The sequence below is a fragment of the Qipengyuania sp. 902 genome, from assembly GCF_051195295.1.
In the GTDB taxonomy this organism is placed as follows: Bacteria; Pseudomonadota; Alphaproteobacteria; order Sphingomonadales; family Sphingomonadaceae; genus Qipengyuania.
On record NZ_JBNJLJ010000002.1, the window covers coordinates 798,124 to 811,198 of the forward strand.

11 protein-coding genes are annotated in these 13,075 nt (G+C 66.2%); 7 read left to right on the top strand and 4 right to left on the bottom strand.

Features of this window, described 5'->3' with window-relative positions:
- Positions 1-74 precede the first annotated feature (74 nt).
- The 3 genes from uvrB to ACSH0F_RS09070 all read left to right on the top strand — a co-directional run bounded on the left by uvrB (position 75) and on the right by ACSH0F_RS09070 (position 3,578).
- Entirely contained in the window at positions 75-2,270 is a 2,196-nt protein-coding gene (uvrB, locus tag ACSH0F_RS09060; protein WP_435201982.1) for an excinuclease ABC subunit UvrB, read from the top strand.
- An 81-nt stretch (positions 2,271-2,351) separates the two neighbouring features.
- On the top strand, positions 2,352-2,900 hold the full coding sequence (locus ACSH0F_RS09065) for a hypothetical protein (protein WP_435201984.1): 549 nt from the start codon (positions 2,352-2,354) through the stop codon (positions 2,898-2,900).
- 96 nt (positions 2,901-2,996) lie between these two features.
- Positions 2,997-3,578, top strand: coding sequence for a hypothetical protein (locus ACSH0F_RS09070; RefSeq protein WP_435201986.1), 582 nt, complete (start codon positions 2,997-2,999; stop codon positions 3,576-3,578).
- On the opposite strand, the gene ACSH0F_RS09075 is transcribed toward ACSH0F_RS09070, so the two are convergent.
- Positions 3,535-5,604: a protein-disulfide reductase DsbD family protein gene (locus ACSH0F_RS09075; protein ID WP_435201988.1), complete on the bottom strand. Its 2,070-nt coding sequence runs from the start codon at positions 5,602-5,604 to the stop codon at positions 3,535-3,537. The two genes, ACSH0F_RS09070 and ACSH0F_RS09075, sit on opposite strands and share 44 nt — an antisense overlap.
- A 68-nt stretch (positions 5,605-5,672) precedes the next feature.
- Between ACSH0F_RS09075 and ACSH0F_RS09080 the strand changes: the two genes are divergently transcribed.
- Positions 5,673-6,896, top strand: coding sequence for an FAD-dependent monooxygenase (locus tag ACSH0F_RS09080; RefSeq protein ID WP_435201990.1), 1,224 nt, complete (start codon positions 5,673-5,675; stop codon positions 6,894-6,896).
- Between the two features lie 6 nt (positions 6,897-6,902).
- Here the strand turns inward: ACSH0F_RS09080 and ACSH0F_RS09085 are convergent, their stop codons facing one another.
- The 3 genes from ACSH0F_RS09085 to hemC are packed head-to-tail and all read right to left on the bottom strand — an operon-like array spanning position 6,903 to position 9,451.
- Positions 6,903-7,793, bottom strand: a complete 891-nt coding sequence (locus tag ACSH0F_RS09085; RefSeq protein WP_435201992.1) for a hypothetical protein — start codon at positions 7,791-7,793, stop codon at positions 6,903-6,905.
- A 39-nt stretch (positions 7,794-7,832) separates the two neighbouring features.
- Complete coding sequence (locus ACSH0F_RS09090) at positions 7,833-8,525, bottom strand: uroporphyrinogen-III synthase (RefSeq protein ID WP_435201994.1); 693 nt, start codon at positions 8,523-8,525, stop codon at positions 7,833-7,835.
- Positions 8,522-9,451, bottom strand: a complete 930-nt coding sequence (gene hemC / locus ACSH0F_RS09095; RefSeq protein WP_435201996.1) for a hydroxymethylbilane synthase — start codon at positions 9,449-9,451, stop codon at positions 8,522-8,524. The genes ACSH0F_RS09090 and hemC overlap by 4 nt, the downstream gene beginning before the upstream one ends.
- A 46-nt stretch (positions 9,452-9,497) precedes the next feature.
- Here hemC and tsaD point away from each other — a divergent pair, with 46 nt between their 5' ends.
- Genes tsaD through ACSH0F_RS09110 form a run of 3 tightly spaced genes read left to right on the top strand, consistent with a single transcriptional unit; the run spans position 9,498 to position 13,014 of the window.
- Positions 9,498-10,526, top strand: a complete 1,029-nt coding sequence (gene tsaD / locus ACSH0F_RS09100) for a tRNA (adenosine(37)-N6)-threonylcarbamoyltransferase complex transferase subunit TsaD (protein WP_435201998.1) — start codon at positions 9,498-9,500, stop codon at positions 10,524-10,526.
- On the top strand, positions 10,523-11,515 hold the full coding sequence (locus tag ACSH0F_RS09105; protein ID WP_435202000.1) for an NAD(P)H-dependent glycerol-3-phosphate dehydrogenase: 993 nt from the start codon (positions 10,523-10,525) through the stop codon (positions 11,513-11,515). The genes tsaD and ACSH0F_RS09105 overlap by 4 nt, the downstream gene beginning before the upstream one ends.
- Before the next feature lie 23 nt (positions 11,516-11,538).
- Entirely contained in the window at positions 11,539-13,014 is a 1,476-nt protein-coding gene (locus ACSH0F_RS09110; protein ID WP_435202208.1) for a lipopolysaccharide biosynthesis protein, read from the top strand.
- The last annotated feature ends 61 nt before the right edge of the window (positions 13,015-13,075 follow it).

A 13,075-nucleotide genomic window follows, 5' to 3' on the forward strand; every position in this document is an offset into this window, starting at 1 on the left:
CGCAAGCTAGCAGCCATGACGCCTCGCGCAACCGGGCGTTGATCGCCGCGCCGCCGTTCCCCATATGTGCGCGCATGGCCGAACTCGTTATCAGGCGCGGACTCGAAGAACCGGACACCACCGGCGAATTCACTCCGCACAAACCCGCCCGCCCCGAGAAATCGATGCCGGGCAAGAAGTTCAAGCTCGTCAGCGATTATACGCCGTCGGGTGACCAGCCGACCGCCATCGCCGAGCTGACCTCGGCAGCCAGGGACGAGGAGCAGACGCAAGTACTGCTCGGCGTGACGGGTTCGGGCAAGACCTTCACCATGGCCAAGGTGATCGAGGAATTGCAGCGCCCTGCCCTGATTCTCGCGCCCAACAAGATCCTGGCCGCGCAGCTCTATGGCGAGTTCAAAAGCTTCTTCCCGGAGAATGCGGTCGAGTATTTCGTCAGCTATTACGATTACTACCAGCCCGAAGCCTACGTCCCGCGGTCCGACACATATATCGAGAAGGAAAGCTCGGTGAACGAGGCGATCGACCGGATGCGCCACTCGGCCACGCGCGCATTGCTGGAACGGGACGATGTCATTATCGTCGCCTCGGTATCATGCCTGTACGGTATCGGTTCGGTCGAGACGTACTCGGCCATGATCTTCGACATCAAAAAGGACACCAGCGTCGACCAGCGCGAGTTGATCCGCAAGCTGGTGGCCCTGCAGTACAAGCGCAACGACGCCGCCTTCGCGCGCGGTAATTTCCGTGTGCGCGGCGACAACCTCGAAATCTTCCCCTCGCACTATGAAGACATGGCGTGGCGCGTCAGCTTCTTCGGCGACGAGATCGAGGACATCAGCGAGTTCGACCCGCTCACCGGCAAGAAGGGCGCCAGCCTCGACAAGGTCCGCATTTACGCCAATTCGCACTACGTCACGCCCGGCCCAACGATGAAACAGGCTTCGGAAGCCATCAAGTTCGAGCTGACCGAGCGCCTCAAGGAACTGCACGAGGAAGGCCGCCTGCTCGAAGCCCAGCGACTGGAGCAGCGCACCAATTTCGACCTCGAGATGATCGCCGCCACCGGCAGCTGCGCGGGGATCGAGAATTACAGCCGCTTCCTCACCGGCCGTCTCCCCGGCGAACCGCCGCCGACGCTGTTCGAGTACCTCCCCGAAAACGCGCTGCTCTTCGTCGACGAGAGCCACCAGACCGTGCCGCAGATCGGCGCGATGGCGAAGGGCGACCACCGGCGCAAGATCACACTCGCCGAATATGGCTTCCGCCTGCCCAGTTGCATCGACAACCGCCCGCTGCGCTTCAACGAGTGGGACGCGATGCGCCCGCAGACTTTCTGCGTCTCGGCCACGCCCGGCACGTGGGAGATGGAGCAGACCGGCGGCGTCTTTGCCGAACAGGTCATCCGCCCCACCGGCCTCATCGACCCGCCGGTCGAGATCAAGCCGGTCGAGGACCAGGTCCAGGACTGCATCGAGGAATGCAAGAAGACCGCGCAGAAGGGCTATCGCACGCTGGTCACTACGCTGACCAAGCGCATGGCGGAGGACCTCACCGAGTTCATGCACGAAGCGGGCGTGAAGGTTCGCTACATGCACTCCGACGTGGAGACGCTGGAGCGTATCGAACTCATCCGCGACCTGCGCCTCGGCGTCTACGACGTTCTAGTGGGCATCAACCTGCTGCGCGAGGGTCTCGACATTCCCGAGTGTGGGCTGGTCTGCATTCTCGACGCCGACAAGGAAGGCTTCCTGCGTTCGGAAACGAGCCTCGTCCAGACGATCGGCCGCGCCGCGCGCAATGTCGAAGGCCGCGTAATCCTCTATGCCGACCGCATCACCGGCAGCATGGAACGTGCGATCGCGGAAACCGATCGCCGCCGCGAAAAGCAGCAGGCCTATAACGAAGAGCACGGCATCACGCCCAAGACGATCAAGCGCAATATCGCCGACATCGTCGCGCATACGGCGGCGCAGGACGGCGTCACCGTCGACACGGGCGACGACGAGCGCAACAATCTCGTCGGCCACAACCTTCGCGCCTATATCGAAGACCTCGAAAAACGCATGCGCGCCGCCGCCGCCGACCTCGAATTCGAGGAAGCCGGACGCCTGCGCGACGAAATCCGCAGGCTGGAGAACGACGAACTCGGCCTCGGCGAGGGAGAAAAGAAAGCGCCTCGCGTCGGGCGCAGCGATGCCGGCCGTCCGGGCACGCGCAAGACCCGCTACGGCAAGACGCGCTACAAGCGGATGGGTGGTAAGCCTTAAGGTAAATACCTGATTAACCATCGTTTTTGGAACCCGAAGCCCTTCGCCCGAGTTTATCCGGCGAACAATTCGAAGATTACCATGCGTATCCTGCTTGCTTCCGTTGCTGTGCTGGCCCTAGCCGCCTGTGGCGATAGCGGTGAGGGCGAAGGCGATGTCAGCGAAGAAGCGGCCGCCATTGCCGAAAACCGCCCGATCGAAGGCCCGCGCTCCGGCGAGAATATCGAATTCGACGAGGAAGGCCGGCGCTGGTTCTACAAACCGTCGACCCGCACCGCGCTCTACGGCACGGCGGAAAGCGAAGGCGTGGTTTCATTCTCCTGCAACGGTGCGGTGACGGGCGAGGAGACGCTGGTCTTCCAGTGGATCGAGCAGGCGACTGCCGATGCGACCGAAACGCTCGCGATCCGCAATGGCGACGAAACTGCCGAAGTCGAAGTCGAAGGCGTTGCCAGCGTTCTCGGGCCCGACGCAATCTGGCAGGGCGATGTCCCGCAAGGCAGCGAGGCCTATGTGCTGCTGGCTGGCGCAACTACGCCGACCACGCTGACGCTGGGCGAGCGTTCGATCACCGTGCCAGCCTCGGAGCAGCTGACCGCCGCGCTCGATGCCTGCATGTCGGATTCCTGATGCAACGCCTCCTGGCGCTATGCCGAACGCATAACGCCTGAGGACATTTCTGCCACGCCGCTTGATCGTGCGATGCGCTGTGCCATAGCCGCTGCGATGGTTCGCACCCTTGCACCGCTATTCGTCCTCGCGCTGGCAGCCTGCAAGCCGCCGGCCTCGGACGAATATACCGAGCGCACGCGCATTGCGCCGCGCGCCGAGGCGCCGTCCGAACCGATCCGGTCTCCCGATACCGAAGGTGCGGTCTGGGCCGCGACGGACAATCCCGATCGATTGCTCTACGGCAAACCGGGCGAACGACCGTACTTCGCGCTCGAGTGCACCGACCAGGGCGGCCTGCCGCTGGTCGCCTACACGCGCTTTGCCAAGGCCGACGCGCATGCGAAGGCGATCCTGGCGCTGATCGGCAACGGCCACGTCTCGCGGCTCAAGATCGATGCGGTCGAGCGCGGCGACGTCTGGCGGTGGGAAGGCGCAGTCGAGGCCGAGGACCCGGCGCTCGACGTACTCACCGGCACGCGGCAGGTCGAAGCGACCGTTCCGGGTGCGGGAAGCCTCATCCTCAACCCAAGTGCATTGCCGGGAGAGCTGGTCGAGCGTTGTCGTTTACAAGACGACGCCCAACCCGAGAAAACTAGCGCGGAGCCTGCGCCTTCCGAACCAGAAGGTCCGGCGTAAGCACTTGCGGCAACTGCTCGGCATCGGCGCCGGGTTCGTACCACAAGTAAAGCGGCACGCCCGCCGCGCCCTGCCGCGTCAGGATGCGCGAGATTTCCTCGTCGCGCCGGGTCCAGTCGGCCCGGATGGCGACAACGCCTGCGTCCTCGAACGCAGCGCGTGTTGTCTCCCGTTCGATGGCGACGCTTTCGTTGACCTTGCAGGTGACGCACCAGTCGGCGGTGAACCAGACGAATACCGGCCGTCCGCTCGCCCGCGCTTCGGCGAGCGCGGCTTCGGAAAACGCGACGGGATCGAGGAGGCTTTCGGAACTGTTCGCCTGAGCTTGCGGAGCCGGCAAAAGCGCAGTCCCTAGCGCGAGAACTGCGACGAGAGCGACAGCGACGAAGCCCGCTCCGCTCCGCCCACGGCGCTGGAACAGGCCGACCAGCGCCAACCCGAGCACCGCGAAGATGCCGACAGCCCCGACCACCGCGAGGTATTCCGACCCACCTATGCGCCAGAGCAACCAGCCCAGTGCGAGCGCCGTCAGACCCATCGGTAGCGCCATCCAGCGGCGAAAGCGCTCCATCCAGTGGCCGGGCTTCGGCAAGCGCCTGCGGAGCGCAGGGACGAACCCGATGAGGAGGAACGGCAGCGCGAGTCCCACGCCGAGCGCCGTGAAGACAAGCAGCCCGTCGAGTGGCGGGATCACCAAGGCTGCGCCCAGCGCCAGCGCCATGAACGGCCCGGTGCAGGGAGTCGCGACGAAGGCTGCGAGCAGGCCTGTTGCGAAAGAGCCGCCGCGCGACGGGCCATGGCCCGATACGGCAAGACCGGGCACGTCGAACAGGCCGAGGAAATTGGCGGTTATCGCTAGAGCGAGCAGGAACAGCCCGACCAGAACGACCGGCTCCTGCAACTGGAAGGCCCAGCCGACCTGCTCGCCCGCCGACCGCAAGGCGAGGATCAGCAAGCCCAGCCCAGCGCAGGCCAGCACGACCCCCGCAGTATAGGCCAGAGCATCGGAGCGCGCCGAAGCTTGCTTCCCGCCTGCCTTGGCCAGCGCAAGCGCCTTCAGGCTGAGGATCGGGAACACGCAGGGCATGATGTTGAGCAGCAGTCCACCGGCCAGCGCGGCGAGCAACAATTGCCAAAGCTCCGGCGTGGCCGCGCTGCTGCGGATCGGCTTAACGCCTTCGAGCGGTACATCCGATGGTGTCGCCGTAAAGCTTACGCCGCGCCCGTTTCCGAGATCGAGGATGCCTTCGACGCGGCTCGGTGCGCCGTTTTCCTCGGCGAGCGGTGTTTGCTGCAAGGGAATTTCGGCAACCAGCAGATCGCCGTCGCGCACGAAGGTCTGGATTGCGGCGTAACGAGGCCGCTTGCCGCTGCCGAGATCGCTTGTCGCGAGGAACACGTGCACATCGCCAAGCTCGCTGTCTGCGGGAAGCGGTATGCCGATCCGCAGTCGATCCCCGGCGATCTCGAACCCGGCCTCGCTGCCGAGCGGCGGGACGACATCGGCGCGCCAGCGGTCGAGCGAGGCACCAATCCGCTCCGCCGTCAGCCGCACCTGCGCGGTCTGCGGCACGCAGATCACATCGGTGCAGGCAAGGTAGTCGACCGTCGCCTCGAGGGGGCCGAGATCGTCCAAGGCTACATCGGCCGGGATCGTTACCGGGTAGAGAACCGCATACTCGCCCTCGTAAACGTGGTTCATGAGGTCGGCGATGACGAGGCGCTTTGGCAGCGGATATTGCGCTTCGCCGAACCATTCCTCGGGCCAGGACCACTCGACCTGCATGCCGAGCCCGGCATCGCCCGGATTGGACCAATAGCCATGCCATTCCTCGGAGCGCGGCGTGAAGCGCAGCGCGACGGTCATCTGTACGGTTCCGTCTTCGGCGCGCTGCTGTCGGTCGGAGAATATCTCGACCGCAATATCGTTCGGTCCACCAGGCTGCGATTGCGCTGCGGCAGGCATGGCGAAAAGCGCCAGGACAGCTAAAAGCAGGGCAGCCAGAAAGGCGCGCAAACCGGTCATTGTCCTTGCTTCGTCCACGGATGCGCATCTAGGGCCATGACAGGCTATTCGCAACGAGGCGCTGAAACGTGACACAGGCAAACGACACTCGCGATCTGCTGATCCTCGGCGGGGGTCTGGTCGGGATGACGCTGGCGCTGGCCGCGGCGAGCAAGGGCATTTCGAGCCATCTCGTCGACCGCGCCGATCCGGCATCGCTGACGGCGGAGGGTTTCGACGGGCGGGCCTCTGCCATATCGACGGCCAGCTGGCGCCTGTTCCGCAAGATCGGGCTGGAGGACGTGCTCGAACCGCATGGCTGTGACATCGCCTCCATTGCAGTGGTCGACCAGATGAAGCCCGGCCAGCTCGATTTTCGGCCCGAACCGCATGAAGGCACATTGGGCCGCATGTTCGCCAATCGCCAGCTGCGCCTCGCGCTGCATGAGGCGGCCGCGAAGGAACCGCTCATTTCCTGGCACGCCCCGGTCGATGTCGTCGCGCGGGATCGCGGCGAGTTCGGCGTTTCGGCGACGCTGGGCGACGGGACGGTGCTGAAGGCCGCGCTGATGGTCGGCGCAGAAGGCCGCGGTTCGCCCTCGCGCGAAGATGCCGGGCTCAAGATGGCGAGCTGGGATTACAGCCACCGCGCGATCATTGCCGGGCTGGATCACACCAAGCCGCACGACAATGTCGCGTGGGAAATCTTCTATCCCGAAGGCCCCTTCGCGCTCCTCCCCATGCTCGACGGCCCCGACGGCACGCACCGCAGCGCGTTGGTGTGGACGGTGGACGAGAAGGATGCCGCAGGCGTCCTCAAACTGTCCGATCGCGCCTTCCTCGCGGAAACCCGCAAGCGCATGGGCGATCTGCTGGGCGAGCTCACGCTCAACAGCGGGCGTTCGTCCTATCCGCTCAGCTTCCAGCACACGGCGCGCATCGTCGACGACCGGCTGGCGCTGGTGGGCGACAGCGCCCATGGCATGCATCCGATCGCCGGACAGGGCCTCAATCTCGGCCTGCGAGACGTGGGAGCGCTCGTCGAGGTACTGGACGAGGCGCTGCGGCTCGGCCTCGATCTCGGCGATGCGCAGGTCCTGAAGAAATACGAGGAGTGGCGCGCGCTCGATTCGCTGATGGTCATGGGCGCAACCGACAGCCTTACGCGCCTGTTCGGCGTGCCCGGCAAGGCGGCGAGCGCGCTGCGCCGCTTCGGCATGGCCGGGGTCCAGCGGTCGAGCTGGCTCAAGCGCTTCTTCATGGACGAGGCGCGCGGGGTCTCCGGCGACCTGCCGGAAATGCTGAAGGCCTAGGGAAGGCTAGTCCTCGACCGGACTCGGCTGTTCGATCCGGTTGCCCGCCCCGTCACGCAGGCGGCGCGGCTCTAGCACGGCGGCCGTTTCGATCAGGTCGAGCGCTTGCTGCATGGCCGCGAACCGCTCCGCATCGCGGATCCAGCTGCGCGCATTCTGCGCTCCCGGCAAATTGCGCACCTCGGCGATGGCCGCCTCCGTCCGTCCGCTCTCGAGAAACAGTCGCGCGCGTTCTAGCCGCCGCTCGGGTTGCGGCGACGGGGCGCTTTCGCTGCGGATGATGAACAGCTGCGAGAGCTCTTCCTGAAACCGCTCGAAGCCGCTTGTTTGTGACGGTTCGGCAAGGCGCGGCGCGAGGCCTTCGAGCCGCGCGATCAAAACGTCGAGCGTTATTGGGCTGCGGCTGGTGCGGATCAGCGTGTCGACCGCATTGGGCATGGCATCGCCGAAACGCAGCCGCAGCTGGTCGGCAAGGAAACCAAGTTCCGCGCCTTTCTCCAGTGCGCGCCTCGTGGCGAATGCGATGAGCAGGCCCTCGGCGCGCGCGGCGTTGCCCGCCGCAGCCTGCGCCTGCAGGTCGAGCCGCGAAAGTCTTTGCTCCGCCGCGGCTAGCCGCTGGTCGATCCCGCCTTGTTGCTCTTCCACACGGGCGACGGCCCGCTCCGCCGCCTGGCTGGCCGTGGCAGACGGTGTGGGGGTCGGAGAGGCCGATGGAGCGGCGGAAGGTTCGCCGGCATTCGAGGGCGGAGGCAGCTGCACCACCTCTGGCTCGCGGTCCTGCATCTTGTAGACGGCGTATCCCGCCACGGCGCCGCCAAGCAGGAAAGAGGCAAGGACCGCTGCGAGCACGGGCCGTACGGACGGCCCCTTGCGCGAGCTGCTGGTGAATTCTTTCATCGACTTCCGTTCTACGACCCGATGCCCGGTGTTCCGGACCTATCCATCCCCGTCCGAGGATTCTTGGCACAAAGATTTCGCCAAGGCCAGCATTGCGCCATCGTCGGGCGTCCAGGCGACGTGGACCGAGGCCCAGCCGTCGCCGACCATTTCGGCAACGCGCGAACCGATCGCGACGACTATAAACTTCGTGCGATCGACCTTCAGCCGGTCGCATTCTTGCGTGAAACGTTCGGCAGCGGCACCCGAATGAAGGGCAACGACCGTCCCGCGCAGCAAGGGCTTGGGCAATTCCAGCGATTGCGGGACGGCGCGATAGACCACCCGCGCCTCGACACGCACCCCCTCGGGAGCCTTGAGCGGAACCCCATCTTCTCCCGCCAGCCGCAGCAGGCGCAGTTTGCGGCCCGCGAGCCGGTCGAGTACGGATTGAAGGCCGCCCTTGCCCACCTGCCCGACCATCAGTCCGGCCCTGCGTGCAGCATCGGCAGTCGCCTGTCCGACGACGTGAACCGGCAGCTTCGCATAACGCTTCAGGCTGTCGCCGGCATGGCGAAAGGCATTGGCGCTGCCGATCAGAAGTCCGTCGAACTGGTCCCGCTCCGGTGGGTCCCAGGCTACCGTCTCGATGTCGAACAGCGGCGCGCCGACCACCTCCATGCCCATATCGCGAGCGGTCTTCGCCGACACCGTCCAGCCCGGTTCCGGTCGCAAAAGAAGGAGTGGCTTCACGCCCCGCCCTCGAAGAGCGCGCGCACCGTAGGCGACGCCCGACCGAGCAAACGCGCCGCCAGCTCGCGCGGCGCATCGGCATCGCCTCTGGCAAAGCTGGCGCTGTACTCGATCAGCTCGCGTCCGTCGGCGCTGAAGATCGCCGCTCGCAGGACCAGCGTGTCGCCTTCGGTCGTGGTCAGCGCCGCGATCGGGCTGCTGCAGCCGCCGCCGAGCCCCTCCAGTAGGCGACGCTCGGCGAGGATTTCCGCATGGCTGGGCCCGTGGTCGATGGCTGCGAGATAGTCGCGAGCCTGCGCATTGTCGGTACGGCATTCGATCCCGATCGCCGCCTGTGCCGGTGCGGGCAGCCAGTCCTCGGGCTCGAGCCGATTGCCCACCTGCTCCTTGCCGAGGCGTTGCAGACCCGCTGCCGCAAGGAAGGTCACATCGACCTCGCCGCCCTCGAGCTTGGCCATGCGTGTCGCCACGTTGCCGCGAATGCCGACCACGCGGAGATCGGGCCGTCTGTGTAGCAACTGAGCCGCGCGGCGCGGCGCGCTCGTCCCCACCCGCGCGCTTTCGGGAATGGCATCGAGCGAAGCTGCGCCGAGCAGCACGTCCGCCTTGTCCGCGCGCGGAAGGATCGCGGCGATCGTCAGCGTTTCGGGCCGCAGCGTTTCCACATCCTTCATCGAATGCACCGCCGCGTCGATCCGGCCCTCCGCCAGCCAGATATCGAGTTCGCGCGTCCACAGGGCCTTGCCACCGATTTCGGCCAGCGGACGGTCCTGGATGCGGTCGCCGCTGGCGATCACCGGCACAAGCTCGACCGCCGCCTCGTCCCAGCCATGCGCTGCGCACAAGCGCGCGCGGGTTTCATGCGCCTGCGCCATGGCAAGCGGCGACTGGCGGGTTCCGAGGCGGATGAGCGGTGTGTCGGCCATAGAGGTTCGCTTGCCCTAGCGAGCGATACCGCTAAGGGAAAGCGCGATGGTACTCGTGCTCGGCATAGAAAGTTCCTGCGACGAAACCGCCGCCGCTCTGGTCGATGGCGAGGGCGGCATCGTGGCGCAGCGTATCGCCTCGCAGGACGCGGAACATGCGCCCTATGGCGGCGTGGTGCCGGAGATCGCGGCGCGCGCCCATGCCGAGCGGCTGGCCCCGATGATCGAAGGCGTGCTGGCGGATGCCGGTGTAAGTCTGACCGATTGCGATGCCATTGCAGCCACAGCGGGTCCGGGACTGATCGGGGGCGTTATGGTCGGGCTGGTCAGCGCGAAGGCGCTTGCGATGGCGAGCGACACGCCGCTGATCGCGGTGAACCATCTAGAAGGCCATGCGCTGAGTCCGCGCCTTGCGGATAGCTCGATCGAGTTTCCCTACGCCCTTCTGCTCGTCTCGGGCGGACACTGCCAGATCCTGCGCGTCGACGGCGTGGGCCAATACAAGCGCCTAGCCACCACCATCGACGATGCGCTGGGCGAGGCCTTCGATAAGACCGCCAAGATCCTCGGCTTGGGCTTCCCCGGCGGTCCGGCGGTGGAGCGCGTGGCGAAAGAGGGCGACCCCACCGCGGTGCCCCTGCCCCGCCCCATGGTCGGCAGCGGCGAACCGCATTTCTCCTTCGCGGGTCTCAAGAGCGCGGTGCTGCGCGCCCATGAGAGCGGTAAGCACACCGCCCCAGATCTCGCCGCGAGCTTCCAGCAAGCGGCCGTCGACTGCGTGGTCGACCGGCTGCGGATCGCGCTCGAGAGCATGGATGATGTCGAGACGCTGGTAGTGGCCGGCGGCGTGGCGGCCAATGCGACCGTTCGAGCGGCCCTCGAAAGGCTCGCCGCAGACCACGGCATGCGCTTTGCCGCGCCGCCGCCCGCGCTGTGCACCGACAATGCGGCGATGATCGCCTGGGCGGGTGTCGAGCGCCTCGGGCAGTCCGACCCGCTCGACATTGCCGCTCGCCCGCGCTGGCCGCTCGACCCGGATGCGGAGCCCGTCCGCGGCGCGGGAGTGAAGGCATGACCAGCGTCGGCGTCCTCGGAGCGGGTGCTTGGGGCACGGCGCTCGCCCAAATGCTCGCCAGCGACGGGCGCGACGTGCTGATCTGGGCGCGCGAACCGGAACTGGTCGGGGAAATCAACACGCACCACACAAACACGTTGTTCCTGCCATCGGCAACGCTGGCGAAGACCGTGCGGGCGACTGGCGATCTGGCCGAAATGGCACAACTCGACGTCCTGCTCGTCGTCACGCCCGCACAGCATATGGGCAGCGTACTGGCCGACATGCCTGCGCACCCTGCCGACCTGCTGCTCTGCTCTAAGGGGATCGAGGCGAGCAGCGGTCGCTTGATGAACGATGTCGCGCGCGACGCGGCACCGGGAAGCGCGGTTGCGGTCCTCTCCGGCCCGACCTTCGCGCATGAGGTCGCGGCAGGTTTGCCGACCGCCGTGACTCTCGCCTGTTCTGGCGGTGAGGCGCAGTGGGATCGCATTTCGCCGGTCGTCGCGCGGCACACCTTCCGGCCATATTATTCCGACGACGTCACCGGCGCCGAGATCGGCGGGGCGGTGAAGAACGTGCTCGCCATCGCTTGCGGCGTGGTCGACGGGCTCGGCCTTGGCCAGAACGCCCGCGCAGCGCTGATCGCGCGCGGCTATGCCGAGATGCTGCGCTTCGGCGAGGCGCTGGGCGCGCGGGCGGAGACATTGGCAGGCCTGTGCGGCCTCGGGGACCTCGTGCTGACCTGCTCCTCTACCTCGAGCCGCAATTTCTCGCTCGGCAAGGCGCTGGGCGAAGGGCAAAAGGCTGAAGAGCTGATGGCCGACCGCCGCACGGTGGCGGAGGGCGCGCATACCGCACCCGTCCTCGTCGAACTGGCCGCGCGGCACGGCGTCGCCATGCCGATCGTCACTGCGGTCTACGGCCTCATCAAAGGCGACGATCCGCGCACAACCGTGTCTGGGCTGCTCGCTCGTCCGCTCAAGGCCGAACAGGGCAGCGCCGGGTGACAGCCGGACAAGCCGATGAGGACATGACCGCCCTCGCCAAGGGCGGACGGCAGAACTTCTTCGGGTTCCTGCTGCGCCTGCTGGCGCGCCTGCCCTTCCTGTTCATCGCGGGCCGCCTCTACGGGCCGGAAGCGCTGGGCGTGTTCGCATCCGCGCTGGTGGTGGTCGAACTGGTCGCGCTGGTCTGCGCGATGGGCGAGAAGCGCGGGCTGGCGCAACGCATGTCCGACGGTGAGGGCATTCATCCGGCCAACCTCGCATTCGACGGCATGTTGCTGGCGCTGTTCTTCTCGACCCTCGCCGCGATCTTCTTCTGGTTCGTCCCCGCGCCGCTTTTCCCGAGCGGGCAGTATTCCGAACTCGACCGGCTCATCGTCCTCGCCATCCCCGGCTATGCGCTGACCGAGGTGGTGCTCGCAGCGCAGGCCTACAAATACGATATCGCCACCACCGTGCGCGCCCGCGCTGTGGTCGAACCCTGGACGATCTCGATCATGGCGGGCGTGTTCTGGTTCGTGCCTTCCTTGCGAGAGGCGGGGCTGTCGCTGGCTTACCTCATTTCGATCTATGCGGGACTTGCGACGGGGCTGTGGACCTTCCTGCGCACCTATGGCCTACCGCGCCAGTGGCGGATCGAGCTGCCCTATATGGCCCGCACGACCGCCCGCGCGCTGCCGCTGGCGACCGCCGATGCGATCGAGTGGGGAACCCGGCGCGTCGACATCTTCATCCTCGGCCTGTTTGCAGCGCCCAGTGCGGTGGGTGTCTATTATGTCGCGCAACAGGTCGCGAGCCTGCCGCAAAAGCTCAAGACCAGTTTCGAGCCCATTCTCGGCCCGGTCATCACCAAGAACCTCAAAACGAAGAACTACGAGGCGATCGCCAGACAGGTTTGCCAGGTCGGCTTCTGGATCATCGCCATGCAGGCCGGCATCGCGCTGGCGCTCGGCGTGCCGGGCGAGGCGGTGATGGGACTCGTCGGGCCGGAATTCGTCGGCGGGACCGGGGCCCTCGCTCTATTGCTCGCTGCCGAAGTGGTGGCAGCGACGGCAGTGGTATCGGAAGCCGTGCTGATCTACGTCGCGCGCGTCCGCAATTTGTGGATTTCCATCGGCACGATTGCGTTCCAGGCCGTACTGACCGTCGTGTTGATCGAGGTCGTCGTCGCAGCGGACTATGGTGAGCCGTACAAGGCGGCTGCCGCTGCCCTCGCCCTCGCCATCGCGCTCGGCACGGCAAGCCTGATCAAGGCCGTTTTGCTGTCGAAAATTCTCGGCCATTCGATCAACAATTTCCGCTGGGCACTGGTCTACGCCGTCGCGCCTGCAGTGGTGGTCGGTTGGCTGGCCACGCAGTTGCCGGAATGGGCCGAGCTCGCATTCGGCGTGCCCGCGATCCTGCTGGTCTATGGCTGGATCATCTGGAAACGCGGCTTCGGTCCGGAGGATCGCGTGCTGTTCCGGCGCAATTTGGACGAGCCTTCTGACAAGCAAGCCTGAGGCAGCTCGTCGCTATAAATGAACGTTCAGTCGGCATTCACGCGCCGGCCATGTAATGTTA